Origin of the sequence: Vibrio sp. SCSIO 43137 (assembly GCF_028201475.1) — a bacterium.
Classification (GTDB): domain Bacteria; phylum Pseudomonadota; class Gammaproteobacteria; order Enterobacterales; family Vibrionaceae; genus Vibrio.
In genome coordinates this window covers 923021-940963 of sequence record NZ_CP116384.1, presented here as the reverse complement: position 1 = coordinate 940963, position 17943 = coordinate 923021, and the positions used below count along the sequence as shown (strand labels likewise).

11 protein-coding genes and 3 pseudogenes are annotated in these 17943 nt (G+C 42.3%); 8 read left to right on the top strand and 6 right to left on the bottom strand.

The genetic code is table 11. The features are described from left to right. The first annotated feature begins 182 nt into the window (after positions 1-182). Both helD and PK654_RS20130 read left to right on the top strand, forming a co-directional pair. Positions 183-2288 carry a DNA helicase IV gene (gene helD, locus PK654_RS20135; RefSeq protein WP_271699139.1) on the top strand — a complete coding sequence of 702 codons (2106 nt, stop codon included), beginning with the start codon at positions 183-185 and terminating at the stop codon, positions 2286-2288. 12 nt (positions 2289-2300) lie between these two features. After that, complete coding sequence (locus tag PK654_RS20130) at positions 2301-2657, top strand: VOC family protein (RefSeq protein WP_271699137.1); 357 nt, start codon at positions 2301-2303, stop codon at positions 2655-2657. A gap of 74 nt (positions 2658-2731) precedes the next feature. Here PK654_RS20130 and PK654_RS20125 read toward each other — a convergent pair whose 3' ends face one another. Both PK654_RS20125 and torT read right to left on the bottom strand, forming a co-directional pair. After that, positions 2732-3187, bottom strand: a complete 456-nt coding sequence (locus PK654_RS20125) for a methylglyoxal synthase (RefSeq protein WP_271699135.1) — start codon at positions 3185-3187, stop codon at positions 2732-2734. Positions 3188-3288: 101 nt separating this feature from the next. After that, positions 3289-4284, bottom strand: a complete 996-nt coding sequence (gene torT, locus PK654_RS20120; protein WP_271699133.1) for a TMAO reductase system periplasmic protein TorT — start codon at positions 4282-4284, stop codon at positions 3289-3291. An 83-nt stretch (positions 4285-4367) separates the two neighbouring features. On the opposite strand from torT, the gene torS reads away from it, so the two are divergent. From torS to PK654_RS20095, 5 genes and pseudogenes are all read left to right on the top strand, one after another. Next, positions 4368-7277, top strand: coding sequence for a TMAO reductase system sensor histidine kinase/response regulator TorS (gene torS / locus PK654_RS20115; RefSeq protein ID WP_271699132.1), 2910 nt, complete (start codon positions 4368-4370; stop codon positions 7275-7277). 201 nt (positions 7278-7478) lie between these two features. After that, positions 7479-9248 (top strand): annotated as a pseudogene (locus PK654_RS20110) (methyl-accepting chemotaxis protein). Positions 9249-9505: 257 nt separating this feature from the next. After that, complete coding sequence (locus PK654_RS20105) at positions 9506-10999, top strand: bifunctional metallophosphatase/5'-nucleotidase (RefSeq protein WP_271699131.1); 1494 nt, start codon at positions 9506-9508, stop codon at positions 10997-10999. 233 nt (positions 11000-11232) lie between these two features. After that, positions 11233-12714 carry a GGDEF domain-containing protein gene (locus tag PK654_RS20100; protein WP_271699129.1) on the top strand — a complete coding sequence of 494 codons (1482 nt, stop codon included), beginning with the start codon at positions 11233-11235 and terminating at the stop codon, positions 12712-12714. Next, positions 12711-12911: a hypothetical protein gene (locus PK654_RS20095; RefSeq protein WP_271699127.1), complete on the top strand. Its 201-nt coding sequence runs from the start codon at positions 12711-12713 to the stop codon at positions 12909-12911. The genes PK654_RS20100 and PK654_RS20095 overlap by 4 nt, the downstream gene beginning before the upstream one ends. Here PK654_RS20095 and PK654_RS20090 read toward each other — a convergent pair. Continuing rightward, positions 12908-13758 (bottom strand): annotated as a pseudogene (locus PK654_RS20090) (IS3 family transposase). The gene PK654_RS20095 and the pseudogene PK654_RS20090 overlap by 4 nt on opposite strands. Before the next feature lie 106 nt (positions 13759-13864). Between PK654_RS20090 and PK654_RS20085 the strand changes: the two are divergent. Further along, positions 13865-15025, top strand: a complete 1161-nt coding sequence (locus tag PK654_RS20085; RefSeq protein WP_271698744.1) for an IS30 family transposase — start codon at positions 13865-13867, stop codon at positions 15023-15025. A gap of 12 nt (positions 15026-15037) precedes the next feature. Here the strand turns inward: PK654_RS20085 and PK654_RS20080 are convergent. The 3 genes and pseudogenes from PK654_RS20080 to PK654_RS20070 all read right to left on the bottom strand — a co-directional run. Continuing rightward, positions 15038-15289, bottom strand: a pseudogene (locus tag PK654_RS20080) (transposase); the annotation flags it as partial. A gap of 59 nt (positions 15290-15348) precedes the next feature. Then, positions 15349-15816, bottom strand: coding sequence for a hypothetical protein (locus tag PK654_RS20075; protein ID WP_271699125.1), 468 nt, complete (start codon positions 15814-15816; stop codon positions 15349-15351). 740 nt (positions 15817-16556) lie between these two features. Continuing rightward, complete coding sequence (locus PK654_RS20070; RefSeq protein WP_271699124.1) at positions 16557-17201, bottom strand: GGDEF domain-containing protein; 645 nt, start codon at positions 17199-17201, stop codon at positions 16557-16559. Between the last annotated feature and the right edge of the window lie 742 nt (positions 17202-17943).

Genomic DNA, 17943 nt, shown 5'->3' with positions numbered 1-17943 from the left:
ACGGCATTATACTTGATAACTGATTGAAACTGGATAGAAAACTGCTGTGCAGGGCAAAAAATCAGTTAACTCGCTGTATGTGATGTCGCTTTAATAATTCAGCCCCCCAAATCAGAACTTAAGGTTATAATGCGATTTTCGTATCAATCCATTTGCTGTCTGTGGCTTATAAAAAGGTAACTATGCTAACCAACAAGCAAACCGATGTGGGAACTAAGGCGGAAATTAAAGCCTCCCCGTCTGCTCAGTTTTTCTTTCAGAATGAGTATCAACAGATACGACTTGAATCTAATACTCTTATTGTAAGTTCTGCCCTGAAGGAAGAGCGAATTCCATTTGCAGTATGGAGTGGTGAACTTAACCTGAAAAGAGGTCTGCTTTGGGGGGCGATTACTCTCTATTCCTCAGAAGAAGGTGGTGTAAGAAACGGCTGGCGTATTCAGGGCTTGCCCTGGGAAGAGTGCCGGGAGTTTGCCCGCAATGCCCTTCGTCAGTATGAAGAGTGGCATCTTACCCAGTGTCGCCAGCTACTGGAAAGAAAACCTGAGTGGCAGCAACAACTTGATTTATTGATCAAACAGCCTGCCTATCTGCCCGACTCCTGCGTACATAATTGGCGCGATATGGTGGCGGGGCAGTTAGAAGAAATGGGAATGACACTGGATGAAGCAAAAGCGAGATTACGCGGTCAATTGGACTTTGTCTCTACCTGGATAGAGCAGAGTGAACAACGGGTGGATGAACGAAATGATCACTGGCTGGAACAGGAACGCCCGAACTGGGAAGTACTGTTTAACCAAATTGAGTCTTCTCCGCTGAATGTCTCTCAGCAACAGGCTGTTCTGTTGAACAACGATCACAATCTGGTACTGGCCGGAGCGGGCACCGGTAAAACCAGTGTTTTGACATCCCGCATTGCCTACCTGTTGCAAAGCCACCTTGCACAGGCGGATGAACTGCTTATGTTAGCGTTTGGCCGCAAAGCGGCAGAAGAGATGAAGCAAAGGTTGTCCGATAAAATCGGCCTCGCCGCAGAAAAGGTGTCGGTCAATACCTTTCATCAGTTGGGGCTTAAGATTGTAAACAGTGTTGAAGAAGCGCCGGCGGTTATCTCACCTTTAGCGACCGACAGTGCTGAGAAAAAAGCCTGGTGTTCAGAGTGGCTGAAACAGCACTGGCAGGTAAACGCCAACTATAAGCGCTGGCAAAAACATCTGTCGAAATGGCCAATTGCCTACCTGAAAGGGGATGAAGAGCTGGAGCACCAGACAGAGAATCCAAAACTGATCCAGTGGTTGATTTCACAACTGGATTTTCTCTGCCAGACCCATAAACCGAAAAAAGAACTTCAGGAGCTACTGGTAGAACATAGGGATTATCCGCGCTTAAACAATGAACTGGCTTTGATCTGGCCTTGTTACCAACATTGGCAGAAGACGCTGAAAGAGAGAGGGGAGATAGACTTCTACCTGATGATTTCTCAGGCAACCAAGTATGTAAAAAGCGGTAAATTTAAATCTCCATGGCGTTACATTATGGTGGATGAGTATCAGGATATCTCTCCGGACAGAGTGGAGTTGCTTGAGGCACTTTGCACCAACAGAAAAGGGGAGAAACACGCTTCCCTGTTTGCTGTGGGTGATGACTGGCAGGCCATTTATCAGTTTGCTGGTGCGGATGTGGACTTAACTACAGGGTTCGCAGAACGTTTTACCAGCTCAACCGTCCATTATCTGGACACCACCTATCGATTTAACTCAAAAATAGCCGAAGTGGCCAACCGCTTTATTCAGCAGAACCCTTATCAACTGGAGAAAGAGCTTGTCAGTAACAAGGTGCAGAAGCAGAAAGCCGTTTATGTGATATCGGTAAAACAGATAGAAAAAGCCTTGAGTGCCCTGAACCAAAAAATGCAGCAAGGCGCGTCTGTGATGTTGTTAGGAAGAAACCACTACCATAAACCGGCTCATTTTGATGAGTGGCAAAAAGCTTTCGCTAATCTGTCCTTTGAGTTTCAGACCTGTCATGCCAGTAAAGGGAGCGAAGCTGACTATGTTTTTATTGTTGCGTTGGATGACGGGCAGTTTCCTGCTTCTGAACGCCAGCCTCACCTTGATGCAGTGATTGGTGCATCGAAACAGACCTATGCCGATGCCGAAGAGCGTCGCCTGTTTTATGTGGCACTGACAAGAGCAAAACAGAAGGTATGGCTGGTTCATGGCGCTGCACCCTCAAGGTTCATACAAGAGTTAACGGATAACGACTATGCTGTTATTAACAGAGGCTAGAAGGTGAAGAATATGGATTTTGAGAATAAATCAATAAACTACATTGAGTTTCCGGCGGTCGATTTTGACAGTACCAAGGCATTTTTTACTCAGATATTCGGCTGGATGTTTGAAGATTATGGTGAAGAGTATATGGCCTTTACCGGCAAAGGGTTGATGGGGGGCTTCTTTAAAGCTGAACTCAATTCTAAGCAAGAGAAAGGAGGGGCGCTTCTGGTGTTTTATAGCTCTGATCTGGAACAGACACTACAGGAAGTAACCGATGCGGGAGCAGAGATAAGCCGGGAGATTTTCAGCTTTCCGGGCGGCAGACGTTTTCATTTTCTTGAGCCGAGTGGTAACGAAATGGCAGTATGGAGTGATAAGTAACCCGCCAGATTGTTAGGTCTAAAAAAGAAAGAGGAGAAGCTAAGCTTCTCCTCATGTATTTCAGAGTTTGTTAATCAGATTCTTTCAGACAGATATGCGTCATAATCCGGAATTTCAATCACCACTTCTTCTTCTAGCAGCTTTGATTCAAACAGGAATTTTGCTGAAGAACGGTTGGTGGCTACAGGGATATTCCACACACTGGCGATTCGAAGCAGTGCTTTTACATCGGGATCGTGAGGTACTGCATTAAGTGGGTCCCAGAAGAAAATCAACATATCAATCTTGCCTTCAGAGATATGGGCACCAAGCTGCTGGTCACCACCCATAGGGCCGCTAATCATGCTCTTGATCGCCAGCCCGGTCTCTTTGCTCAACATAGTACCGGTAGTACCCGTGGCATAAAGGAAGTGGCTCTGCAGCTTTTCTTTGTTCTCCTGAACCCAGCGTAGTAACTCTGGTTTGTAGTGGTCGTGGGCAACCAAAGCAATGTGCTTGTGTGCCGGAATAGTTCGGGTGGTCTTCTTCATTATATTTTCCGTTAAGGTCTCTTTCTCAGCTAACTGAGGTATCTGTATTTAATCTGCTTATTGTCTTTGCCTGACAACATGAGTGACGATATTCAGGAATATCACTTTGTAGCTCCGATACTAAAAATGGGCCGGAACTCAGAAGGTGATAATGATTCATCTATAATGGTTTTATTTAATGAGTCGGGTGTCAGCTTTTCTATCCTTGGTGATAATAACTCATCAAACTCCTTATCTTTCAGGTATGCGCTGGCTTGCATTAGAGAGAGCTGACCTTGCAAAACCATCTTATCTGTTGGGGCAAATAGTACTTTATTTCTTAAAAGACCACGATAAACACCGTGGCTGAGATAGGTAGAAATCAACCCGATATCACGGTTTTTATTCAGGGCTCTGGTCTCACTGATGGCGGCCTCGATAGCGACGGCACTACCGACAATATAATCCAAATTAGGCACTTCCAGCGCTTGCTGGATTAGGTTGCGTTGCAGCTCTTTATCGTTATCCGCCCAGAATGTACGCATAATAACCACGTCAGAGTTTTCAATGGCATCGAAAAAGCCCTGAGTAGATGGTTTGGTACCACCACTTGTTTTTGGCCCGGGTAACCAGCCGACTCTCACTGCGCCGGAGCCGGTTGGGTGCTTGTTAGCCAGATATTCTCCGGCAAAATAACCCATCCAGTACCAGTCGACCCCGACCTGACCTTTCAGGTTATCCTTGTCTTTCTCACTGACTAACAGTTTGTTCACGGTTGAGAATATCGGTGTGTCTCCGATAACTTGCTCAATTTGGTCGTAGTAGGCGTTTGGTGACACTGTACCCAGAATAATGGCATCGGCCCCCCACTGCTTACAGGTCGCTAGCTGAGCTTTTTGCTTGCTGATATTGGGATATCCGCCGGACTCTAGCACTTTAAGCTCGATACCTTCCTTTTCAGCTTCTTTTACCATGCCGTAGTTGACAGAAATCCAATAGGAATCTTTCAGGTGTGGGTAGATGGCACATACCTTGTTTTGAGCGTACGCATAAGATGTGCTGAGTAGAGCAGCAGAGAGAAGCAGAAAAGCGGTAGTAACGTGTTTAAGGTATAACATCTGTTATAGGGTTATTGCGGATCACTCAATAAAATATATCCTATTCAGTAACAGTTAAGAAGGACTCATTTCAAGGTTTTATTATGTTGTTGGCATCAGCCAGTATTGGCAGAAAGCTTCTGTTATCTTTTGCTTCTATGGCGGGGCTGCTTATTCTTGCGGTGACCATAGGAACATCAGGTTTCTCATTTGTTGCCCAGACAGAGAAGAAGGTGGTAGAAAGTGCTATGCCGGCGATGATTCAGGCGCGGGAAGTTTCTCAGCATAGCACCCGTATTTTGGCATCAGTTCGTTTTCTCGCTGATGCCAGAACAGAGATGGGGCGTCAACAGGCAGGAAAACAGCTGGTTACTGAACTTGAACTATTGATGAACAGCATTAAAGAACTCGGTGATAAACCATTCGATATCGATATGCTGGACTCCCTTGAGGCGCATATTCAGGATGTTATCGATACCATTGCTGACCTTGGTGTGGTTGTAGAGCGCAAGCTCGCCCTGCAAAGGGATATCTCCAAAAAAGTGGATGAGATGAGGTTGTTTGCGGATGAGCTGGAAAGCCTGACCCGCACTCAGGTACTGAACACCAGCACCATTACCGTCGCCAACGTAACTCATATCTACGATCTGGTGGAAAACAATGGCCAGGATAAAGAACAAGTCTATACCGCTCTTGATAATTTGATTGAAGTGGATCTGGATCTGTCTGAGCGGTTGCACGAACTTCACCTTCTGGCGTTCCGTATGCTGACTCAGATTGAAGAGTCGAAAACCGTGACGGACTTCGACCGTATTCAGCAACTCGGTAAGGAGTTTAAGAGCAACCTTCTGATTATGAAGCGCCGGATTGGTTCTGTGGAAGACCCGACCCGGTCTGAACAGATGAAAGATCTGCTACAGAAGCTAGAGGCGAGGGGAGATGTGTTTGAACAGATCGACCAGCGCTACAAGAATGCTGAAAATGTAGAGATCCTCAAGTCTCAGAGCCTCACTCAGTTCTCTGCACTGAACAAAACCGTCAGCCTACTGGTGGATGAATCCAATGCGGCTACGGCACAGGCGGTAGCCGATGTAAACCTGACCCTGAACTATGCCAAGTGGTCTCTGGTGGTTTTATCACTGCTCGGGTTGCTCTCCGTCAGTTTTATTCTGTGGAATGTGGTCTACCTCTCAGTCATCAAAAAGCTTCATGAGTATTCAGATGCCATTCGCTCCGTGGCCCGTGGAGATCTGGACTTTTCCCTTAACATCAGGGGTAAAGATGAGCTGGCAGAGATGGGGCGTGCCATTGTGACCGCCAGAGATACGGCCGAACAGTTGCAGATAGTGGCGAAAAGTGAGTCGGCTGCTAAATCAGAACTGGAACAGCACAAAGAGCACCTTGAAGAGACGGTGACAGAGCGAACCAAGCAGTTACAAAATGCCAATGAACGCCTCAACTTAGAAGTGCAGAAGCACGCTCAGGCGAGGGTAGAAGCAGAACAAGCCAACCGGGCCAAAACGGCATTCTTGTCTACCATGAGTCATGAAATCCGCACGCCTATGAACGGGGTCCTCGGCACAGCCACCTTGTTAAAATCCACCAGCCTTAATACTCAGCAGAGTTACTATGTTGATGTGATAAACCGCAGCGGTAGTGCCTTGTTGGCAATCCTTAATGATGTACTTGATTACTCTAAGATCGAGGCGGGAAGGCTGGAAATTCGTAAAGAGGCGTTCAGTATTACCGATATGGTGACTGATATATTCCAGCTTATGGAGAGTAGGGCGATTGAGAAAGGACTGGGATTCTATAAGCATCTGGAAAGCGATGTGTCCGGCTTCTGGTATGGTGATCCTAACCGGATAAATCAGGTACTTAACAACTTAATTGGTAACGCGATTAAGTTTACCTCTAAAGGGGAAATTGAACTCTATATCAGCTTAGATCCGCAAAAACCGCAACACATACTGTTTGAAATCAGTGATACAGGTATTGGTATTACAGAGGAAGAGAAAGCACTGCTGTTTGATGCCTTTTCTCAGGTAGGCAGTGAAAAAGCCAAGCTTGGCGGAACGGGTCTGGGGCTGGCCATCAGCCGTAAGATTGTCACGGCAATGCGCGGTGAAATCGATGTGGAATCAGAGCCGGGTAAGGGCAGCCGCTTCTGGTTCTCTATTCCTCTTGAACAGACAGAAAAAGTCGTGGTTAAGCAGAGCAAATCTGGCAAATCAGATAAGCTGAAAGCCAAGTTACTTATGGTTGAAGATAATCCGGTAAACTGCCTTGTCGCGGAAGGGTTACTCAGCAACGAAGGGCACAGTACGGTTACTGCTGAAGATGGTAGTAGTGCAGAACGAATCTTTTGTGAGCAGCCGTTTGATCTTGCCCTGCTGGATATTAACCTTCCTGACTGTAACGGTGTTGAGTTACTTCAGACATTACGCAAGCTGGAGAAAGAGCATTTCCCGCAGCGTAAACCCATCCCTATGATAGCTGTATCAGCTCACGTGTTTAATGAGGAAGTAGAAGAGTATCTGGCGGCTGGTTTTGATGCTTATCTGCCTAAGCCGCTTAATAAGAAGAACCTGATAGATTTAGTGCAAAGCTGCCTTGAGGGGCGAAGCCTGTTGTTGCCACAAACTGAAGAACCTGCGCCTCAGTCAGATGAGCTGATTAAGTGGTCAGTGATTGAAGACGATACACAAGCCTTGGGCATAGAAAAAATGAATGAGTTGGTTGCTCTGTTTAAAACAAGCTCAACTCAGATTATTGACGCTATGGATAAAGCTGAAATGGAACAAGACAGCAATGAAATTAAACAGATGGCGCATAAACTAAAAGGCGCAGCAGGCGCGATGGGAATGACAGCGCTTCATGGTGTCTGTCTGTCCATTGAGTCCGATGCTGTGCCCCTAGAGAAGTATCAGGAAAATAAGCAACAGCTTACCGAGGTACTTGCTGAGTCGTTAGATTTGGTGAATAAGGCTATGCAGGACTACGCTGAGAAATAGATTTTAGTACATCTGAAGAACTATTCGGCTTTAAACTGAGGATGAATCTCACCTTGCTTGAAGTTTTGCCGAAGATCAAACTACCTTTATATAGAATGTATGAATTGCAGATATTCATATGGTCAATGCCTATACGCGTAATTGTGATAGGATTTAAGCAGCTCAGCATAAGTTAATGGATTTAAGTTAATTGGTAATAGTATGAATATAAAACAGAAAATATATTCTTTAGGCGCAGTCTCCGTTTTGGGAATTTTGTCTCTGGTCACTGCGGCAACCTTGTTTGCCAATACGGCAGAGCAGCTTCAGACTGCGACAAAGTTAGTCTCGGATCTGGAAGTGAGATTACTCAACCTGCGACGTAATGAAAAAGACTTCTTGCTGCGCATGGATTTAAAGTATCTGGATAAGTTCGAAAATAACATGGCAACTTTCATCGCTACAGAAGGTGAACTGGCCACTATTCTTGATAATAACGCACTCCCTTCGAGCCAGATGATTCGTACAGGTATTCTGGATTATCAGAGAGGCTTTCAGACCTTAGTTTCTGCATTTGAGACACACGGGCTTAAGGATGATTAAAGTTTACTTGGTGCATATAACTCTGCATTTTCAAGCTACCAGTCCGACTTAAACAGAGAACAACTTATAGCGTTGTCTGAATTTGATAAAAACGTCCGGCAGGGTGTGTTAGAACGCTCTCTGTTGTCAGGGAATAACAGCAGTGATTTAGCACTGGCAGCAGAAAACTTAGTTAAGCAAAAAGCGGTGATCGGGCTTAGTTATAAAGAGGGTTATCTGGGACAGACCCGTGAGTTTTCTCATGTGCTGGAGGAGTCATTCAAGTCCTTCTCGTCTGCTTTGAGTGCTGAAGTAAAATCAAACCAGACATCACTACAACTGGTTGAGCAGGTCGCCACCAGTACCCTTGTTATTATTATTATTGTGTCTGTTTATTGGGTATCTCGTTCGGTTAATTTGCAGATGACTCAGCTTCTTTCCGTTATTCAGGAGATCGCCAGAACCAATGATGTGAGTAAACGGGTTAACCTGACCGGTAAAAATGAACTGGTTTCCATCGGTATCTACTTCAATAGGTTACTCGACAAGTTAGAAGCATTGATTGCTGGCACGCAGAGTAAATCTGAGCACCTGACCCATAGCACGAAGAATATGCATAATGAGCTGCAGGCCGTTGTTGAGCAGTTCAGTGTGCAGGCGGATCATACCAGCACCATGGCAACCTCTGTTCAGGAGATGGTAGAAACCATCAATGAGATTTCAGAAAGCACCTCTGTTGCAGTAGAAGGCGTTCATCAGGCTTCTCAGAATGCAAAAGACGGACGTCATGTGGTTGAGTCAACCGTCAGTAATATCAATCAGCTTTCCAGCACCTTAGGTGAAAGTCAGCACTCTATTTCTTCTTTAAATGAACAGGTGGAAGAGATTGGCGGGGCGGTAAATATTATTCAGGAAATTGCTGAACAGACCAATTTGCTGGCACTTAATGCGGCTATTGAAGCTGCCCGTGCCGGTGAGCAAGGTCGAGGATTTGCTGTGGTCGCTGATGAAGTCAGAACACTGGCAAGCCGGACTAACCAGTCAACAGAAGAGATTAACCGGGTTGTTTCTGCAATTCAGAGCCAGATGTCATCGGTAGTCGCCAGTATTGGAGAGTGTAATGAGCAAGGTCAGCAAACCCTTTCTGCTTCTATCGCCCTTGACGAAAGCTTAGGCCAGATAATTACTGATATGGATGATATTCAGGCTAATTCAGAAAGAATCGCTTCTGCTATCGAAGAGCAGGGTGCGGTGATGAATCAGGTCAGTACATCCATTGGTGACCTGAACAAAATATCGGATAGCAATACCCTGTCAGCCCAGCACTGTTTAGCGGAAGTAGATTCGGTATCAAGCCAGGCCATAGAGATGGACAGCGCAGTAGCAGAGTTTCAGGTTAATAAAGCTTAACCAATTAACACAGTATAAAAATTATATAAATATTTTACTTATCTCTTTCTTCGCGCAAATTTTTAATTCAACACTTTTATAAGTGACTAAATCCACTGCTTTGCAATGAGCTTTTATCGCAATTAACTTTTCTGTAATAGGTTTTAATAGTAATGAAACTTTTTTGATTTCTAGTCTGATGATTAATATTATAACTTTGGAATATGTAAGTTATCTTATTGATTGTCTGGGTCTATAAGTTACAAAATAGGTGAGTTATGAAGAGAGCTTTATTGCATATTGTAGTGGGTGTTTTCATCGGGGTCATCGTCTCTTTTAAGACAATTGCAGAAACTGAGCTGAATATTGTCTATGTTTCGAAAACCGTTGAAGTTGACTCCAGAGAAAGCAAAGTAGGCGGGTTGGCACACTTACAATCATTAGTTAAAGCGACTCGTCAGGCCAATAAGAATACGCTTTTTCTGCATGGAGGAGACTTTCTGGCGGGGAGCCTTATGTCCTCGTTTGACAGGGGCACCCATATGATTGACCTGCTTAACATCATGGAACCTGATGCAGTTGCCATCAATGAAAGAGAGTTTGCATTTAAAGAGGATGAGCTGTCACTACGTATTCAGGAGTCGGCATTTCCCTACATCAATATCAATATTACAGACCCGTTGACCGGAGGGCGATTTGAAAGCACCGAGGAGAGTATGTGCTTTACGCTGCATGATATAAAAGTGTGTGTCTTCAGTGCGTTAGATCCTTTGGTTATGGAAAATTACCCGCCTGACCGCATCTCAGTTGACCCTAGTTTCGAACTTATAGGGAGTAAAGCACGTTCTTTACGTAGAGATGGGGCAGATTTGGTTATTTTGATGGCCAGCCACGAAGAAGAGCAACTTAAAAAGCTTATAGAAAAACAGCTGGTTGATTTGGTGCTTTATTCCAACTCCTATGAAGATAGTGTTTTGCCTGTGGGCAGTGGCTTGTTTGTTAATCAGGGAACCGAACAGGGAAAAGCGGCGCTAATTAAAGTTAACTTCGATAACAGCGCAACCGCTAAATTTGACGCAGAACTTATCTCTCTTAATAATTTCGAACCCGATCCAGAGTTTTCAAATAAGGTTGACTATTACTTGTCTGCTCTGGACGGAATAATGAATACACCGGTAGGTAAGGTTACCTCTAAGATTACTTCTAAGCGCGAAAAAGTCCGTACCGAGGAGACAGCCTTTGGTAACTTGGTAGCAGATGCTTTGCGCGAATATTACAGTGCCGATATAGCGCTTGTTAACGGTGGTTCGATAAGAGGGAATAAAGATTATGCAGCAGGAGCAGAGTTAACCCGTAAAGATATTCAAAGTGAGCTGCCTTTTGATCCTCCCAGCGTGCTGATTCAGGCGAGCGGACAAGATATCCTGGCTGCTTTAGAAAATGGCTTAAGCTTAGTTGAGCAGGTTAAAGGCAGGTTTTTACAGATATCCGGCATGACGTTCAACTGGTGCCCGGATGCTCCGGCAGGGCAGCGTGTCAGCTCAGTGACCATAGGCGGCCAGCCAATTGCGCTGGATAAACAATATACAATCGCCACATCAGAATATTTAGCCAGAGGCGGAGATGGATTTGTTATGTTTAAAGGCAAACAGCCTCTGAACAGTAAAAAAGTAAGCTTGATTATGTGGGAGCTTGTAAGGGCCTATATTAGTGAAAAAAGCGAAGTGAGCCCGAAAGTTGAAGGTAGAATTAGTCGAAAATGCAGTACCTAATGAGGATTTAGATGTTCCTAAACAAAAATAAGCTGAGGCTGAAATTTCGGGGAGTCGAAAAGAAAATTGCCCGAACGAGTATTTCCCGCACAGTCAGAATAGGGTTGTCTGTGATTACTCTGTCTCTGATCATCATTTCAGGCCTGACTTTAGTGAGTTTATACAGCTTTAACGGGGCTCTGAACCTTCTGGCTAAAGATACCATTCCGCAGGTTGTACTGGATGCATCCAATGTGAGTAAGTTTGATAATTTATTGGTGGAGACAGAGCGTTTAGCGGCAGCTAATTCAGAATCATCCCGACGTATAGCCTATAAGGGTATTCAGGAAAATAGCAGTAATATACGTACTAAGTTTTCAAATGAGATTACTGTATTTGAAGAACTCAATAATGAGTTGGTTGTATTAGAACGTGTTCTGGCAGACTTAAATCAGCTTATCGCCAGAAGAATAAAAATTAATGAACAAAGTAAGGTTAAGGTACTGAATTTATTTGAACTGATGAAAGGTATTGTTACGTTTAAAAATAATTTAAGTTCAGATCAAATTAATGAAGCAGACAGAAGCCTAATTACTGATTGGGTGAACACGTCGGTTAATATGCTGAGTTTAGCCGGGGAATCCAGCACGTTAACCACACTATACAAATTAAAGCGTGTTGGATCGACTCTGAAAAGTGATGCTGAAAAACTCAAGGGTTTGTCCGGCAAGATACCTTTGCCTTACCAGCATGATGTTTTATTGCTGGAAAAAAGGCTTAACGACGAATTATTGGCGACAGATGGACTGATTGCCTTAATGCATTCAAGAGTGAAAATAGCCATCGAGAGTGCCAGCAGGGCAAACTTTGCTAAAAAAGTAGTTAGTGATTTCAAAGCGACGCAAACAACACTGTTTAATGAACTCATTGATGATGCTGCGAACACAACAAGTTATCTTAACAGCAGTGTTGAGAAGATGACTTCGGCACTGTTTGTTCTCTATTTCATACTGCTCTCTTCGATCGCATGGGTTATATATTACTTTCATCATAACCTTGTATTGCGCTTGGTGAATCTGAATTCAGCCATTTTAGAACGTATCGCCGGCCGGGAAGCAAATATTATTGAGACGCGTAACGATGAACTTACTGATATGACCAAAAGTTTTATTTATTACGAAAAAGAGGTTATTAAGAGGGAAGCCGCGTTAAATGAAGTGGCAATGAAGGATTCCCTTACCGGCTTAAGTAATCGCCGTCATTTTATGGAAATACTGGGCAGTGAAGTTGCCCGCTGTACCCGTTATAAAAAATATCTAAGCTTATTAATGTTAGACATCGATTATTTCAAGAGAATTAATGATACCTATGGTCATTTTTCGGGGGATGTGGTTTTAAAGCAAATTGCGACTTTGTTAACGAAAGAGTTAAGAGAAGTTGATACAGTAGCTCGTCTGGGAGGTGAAGAGTTTGCGGTATTGCTACCCGAGACGAACCGGAAAGAGGCACTATTGCTTGCTGAGCGGATAAGGAGCGGTGTGGACGAGTATCGTTTTGAGGATGAAGGAAATAACATCCACTGTACGGTTAGTATTGGGGTATCTGTGTGCAGTAAAGGGAATAACTGTTTTGGTGATCTGTTGAAAGAAGCAGACAGGGCTCTTTATCTCGCTAAAGATCAGGGACGAAACCAAGTGTGTTACCGGGAAGCCTGCAATAACAAGGAAGATAAATGAAACAGATGTACCTGACTCTATTGGTGGGGGGGCTAATTAGTACGTCGTGTCTGGCTAATACTGATACCAGTGCACTTTTTGAGGCAATTAAAGCTAAAAACTCACAGCTTGTATCTGCTTATCTGTCGGCAGAAACGGTCAACAAAACGAACCCGCAAGGAGATGATCTGCTCCAGCCAGACTGGACACTTCATTAAGCGACATTTTGTTGTTCAAAGTTAACTGGGCTTAGATACCCAAGAGCACTGTGCCTTCTCGTCCGATTATAATCAATCTCTATGTATTCGAAGATCGCTTGACGCATCTCGTCTCGCGTCATGATCGGCTCATATTGGATCGCTTCAACTTTCATTGAATGGAAGAAGCTTTCAACACAAGCGTGTCCCAGCAGTTTCCTTTTCTACTCATACTTTGCTTTAGATTATAAGCGGTTATGAGGTCTCGATAGTCTTTTGAGCAATACTGGCTACCTCGATCACTGTGAACGATAACTTGCTCAGGGAATCCGCGACGGAACAAGGCCATTGATAACGCATCACAGACCAGCGTAGCAGTCATTCTGGTATCCATAGACCAGCCGACTACTTGTCTTGAGTAAAGATCAATAATTACCGCCAAGTACAGCCAACCTTCGCTTGTGGCAACGTAGGTGACGTCACCCGCCCACTTTTGATTCGGAGCCACTGCGTTCAAGTCCTGAGCCAGCAGGTTCGGAGCAACAGGCATTTTATGCTTGCTGTCTGTTGTACACTTAAACTTGCGTGCGGCTTTCGGAGTCAAATCCTGACGCTTCATACTGGCTGCAATGGTTTTAACGTTATGACTATCACCGTTCTCAGCCAGTTCTTTTTGAATGCGCCTCGCACCATCTCGGCCTTTGCTGCTGTCAAACGCCTCCTTGACCTTGGTATCAAACTCTTGGCGATTTGCCTCACGCTGGATAGCCTTATGGCGGTGCTTAATCCAGTAATAAAATCCACTTCGAGATACCCCGAACACCTTAGCCATACGGGCAACATTGAAGCACGGCAAGTGTTCGAGCATAAATTCGTAGCAATCTACTTTAGATTTTTCGCGAAGAAGGTGGCTGTAGATTCAATTGGTCATCGCAACAGTTTTACTAAAATACTGATTTGCATGGACACCAATGATGAAACGAGCAAAACGTACGTTTACTCAAGAAGAGAAAGATCTCGTATTTAATTTATGGAAACAAGGTACTGGATATAGCGATATTGGCCGAATATTAAACGCAGCACCAGGTACTGTATTTACAGCATTACGTGAAACTGGGGGCATCAAACCCAATACACGAAAAAGGAACAAGCAACACTTAACTCTGGAAGAACGAGAGGAAATCAGAGTTGCTCTATCTGCCAAAATGTCGCTACGAGCTATTGCTCGCATGCTAAACCGCTCTCCTTCAACAATTTCGAGAGAGGTTGCACGCAACCGAGGTCGTCGTTATTACAAAGCTGTTAATGCAGACAACCGAGCAAAACGTATGGCTAAACGTCCAAAGCTTGGAGCTTTAGAACGCAACACTGAACTCAGAGGGATTGTCGTATCAAAACTTGAACTGAAGTGGTCTCCCGAACAAATATCAGGTTGGTTGAGAGTTCAATATCCACGTAGAAAAAGCATGCAGATATCACATGAAACCATTTATAAATCAATGTATATCCGAGCCAAAAGTATTATTCATCACTCCTTCACTCAGCATCTACGCAGAGGTAGGCCGATGCGTCACAGCCGACATCATCGACGAAGCGGTGATAGAAGTTTCACGAGCATTGTGAACGGTGTGTCCATACATGAACGTTCCAAGAACATTGAGAATCGTAAGTCAGTAGGTCACTGGGAAGGTGATCTTGTATCAGGTTCAAAGAATACACATATCGCCACTCTTGTAGATAGAAAATCTCGCTTCACAATCATCCTCAAACTTGCAGGAAAAGACGCCGAGTCAGTCCATACAGCGTTATTAACTGTATTTAAAAAAATGCCTGCTGAATATCGAAAGTCATTAACTTGGGATAGAGGGATGGAACTAGCTAAACACGCTGATCTGACAAAGGAAATAGGTATCCCCGTTTATTTTTGTGACCCTCAATGCCCATGGCAAAGAGGAACGAATGAGAATACTAATAGCCTGATTAGACAGTACTTCCCTAAAAAAACTAATTTATCGCTGCACTCGCAGGAAACCCTTAATAAGGTGGCATGTCAATTAAATGAACGCCCGCGGAAAACATTGAAATTTAAAACACCATCGCACATGATTGAAAAAGGTGTTGCTATGATCCCTTGAATCTACATCGGCCTTTTTTACTATATCTAGCTCTTCAGTTTGCTCAGCCAATTGCCTTTTAAGCTTGGCGACTTCAGCGGCTAGATCTTTTTCCCGCTGACTGGTACTGGTGTCTTTCTTCGCGGCCTTACGCCAACTGTAGATCTGGGATTCGTGTAAAGAGAGCTGCCTCGCTGCTGCAGCGACTCCCACTTTCTCTGCTAGCTTCAGGGCTTCTGCTTTAAATTCAGGAGAATGGATAATACGTTTTTTCTTGCTTGTCATGGTTCACCTCGTTAGTGATTGTACTCACTTAACTCGGTGTCCAAAACTGCTGGTGCGGATCAAACAGAGTTTTTCCCCATCGCTATATACATTTTATCATTATAGGTAGGTATATAGCTAACTTTTACAAATTCTCGCATATCCAATTTATTATCAGGTTTTTCCTTGTTATAAATATCAATGAGATGATCGAGCATCAGTTCGTCGCTAGCCAGTAAATCAATTCTGTTTTTTGTTAGTTTCAGAACATTTTGTATTCCATTAGTTACTTCAAAGACATTTTCAAAGCCGTTCTCTTTAAGAGTATCCGCTAGACTACTCCCCCTTATTACCCCAATGTTGTAATTTTTTGCTTCGTGTAAAAGCGATATCTTTATATCGTTCCTAGAGTGGTGTTTAAATAAAAAATTCTTTGATGGTGATATTTGTTGAAGCCAATAAAAATCATCCTCAAGGCGCGGCAGTCGAAGTAGGGGATATATTACAACATTCTTAGAAGTTTTCGCTTTATAAATGCCTCTTAACATAGGGTAGACTTGTATCGTAACGTTTTGAGACATTTCGTCCAAGGCTGCTTGCAAGGTTTCTGTTGCGTAGCTGGAAATGTGATGGTCAATTAAAAAACTATAAGGTGGGAATTAAAAGTAACAGCTTGTAATGTTTCTCTAGCGGATAGAGGTATTGTGTGCAAAAAAATAAGAGAAAGATTGAAGAACAAATACGCATGAAGTCACCGTGCTTAACATTTTTGGGGTTCTTGCAAGAAAAGCGTAAATTTTAATTGCTGATCTGTTGAAAAACTCAAAAATATAACAATGAAGATGTATAAATAGTTCTAATAATATTAGATTATCTCATATTAGTTTGTAAAAATCTACTTTTTATTATTACATTAAGCGTATTAATATGATCTTTTTAAGTTATACTCAATGGTTTTATTTTTATATATTTCCTTAAGTTCACTTTTTTGGTTTCAAAAATTATCAAGCAAAGGATTTTTGTTAGTTGAAATATAGTAAAGTGATAATTATGCGGTTAGAATTTAATAACTGATGGTTTTGAGTGTAAGGAGTTGTGAAACCGTCGTATTTAGCCATTAATAGCGCTTGGATTTAAATTTCGATGTGGAAAATAGATGATTTTTTGAATGTGATTACAGGATCATATTTGTCATTATTGATTCAAATAATATGAGGGCTATACTCGCATAAATATGTAGGTAAATAGGTGTGTGAGCGTGTTTTAATATCGATTATAGTGTCTTGTTCTACATAATAAATCTATTTCTGCCTTTAGACTTAGAGTCATATAAATGTTTGTCAGCTAGAGAGAGTAAACCATCAATATATTTTTCTCTAATAAGATCATTGCAGTATGCTCCACCAACACTGACTGTTACGCATTTTATCGGAGAGTTGCTTTTGTGAGAAATATTCTCTTCTGATATTGCTTTACATAACCTAGAGCCTAATCTGTGAGAGTCTTCTATAGATGTGTTTAACATTAAAATAATAAATTCTTCGCCACCATATCGGGCAATCATACCAGAAAGTCCTTTTAATTCGCGTTGTAATACCTGAGAAACAACTTGTAAGCAAACATCCCCTTGTTGGTGGCCATAAAAGTCGTTGTATAACTTAAAATTATCAATATCAACTAAAAAAAGCGTACCGCTTATTTTTTTGTTATGATGTTCTTTTAACAGTTCGTCTATAAATACATCAAAGCAGCGCCTATTCGGTAGCAGTGTTAATGGATCATGATTCGCTTTATCAGCCATTTTTCGTTCAGCTTCATACAAACGTAAAATCAAACTCCAAACAAGTAAAAATGAAGGATAGGAAATCAAAGCAGGAATTATTGCCGATACAATAATTCCGTACTCAATCATTGGAGCATCAAAGTAAATCATCGACGTCCATGTTATTAACACTGATATTACTATGCATGTAATCGAGCAAATCGCAGATAACAAATTAACGCTATATTTTGTACATATATAGCCAAACCTTGTTACCCAATTTCCTAAAGAGTCGGATTCAGTATATTTATCTATCTTGTTCATATTATTCCGAGACTAATTAATTTTTCGATTCAATCCGTATGCATCTCAGAGTGGAATTTTATTTTTAATTCGACAAAAAATTATATTCTGTCAATACACTAATTATACCTTAACAAAATATAGTTGAAAACTTAATGCATTTCATCCAAGTTTTTGACGAAGAAGCTAAGCGGATATTTTTATGAGTATTTATGCAATTGATAGTGTAAGTTGAGTTTTTATTTTGACTACACTAGTAATTCATACGCCAATATTAGGGTTTTCTGCATTGTCTATAGAGTTTTAAGTAACATTTTTCTCTTTTTTTGATAAGATCGCTCATGTTTAAAGATCAAGTTTTCTTCTTTTTTAATGAGGCTAAATAATCTTTAGAAGGTATTTTCAATAGAATTATTTTTTGCTACATTGTTTTTCAGTTTTAGATTTAAAATTGTTCTGTTAACTATATGGTTTTTAATTTGTCTTTTATCAAAGATATATCGTAGTAAATAAGGTGAGGTTTTTATATAAAATAAATCATTGGTGATGATTGAAAAGAAATATAGTTTGAATGTGATGGTGTACTGTCAAGCTGCGGAGTTTTATCGTA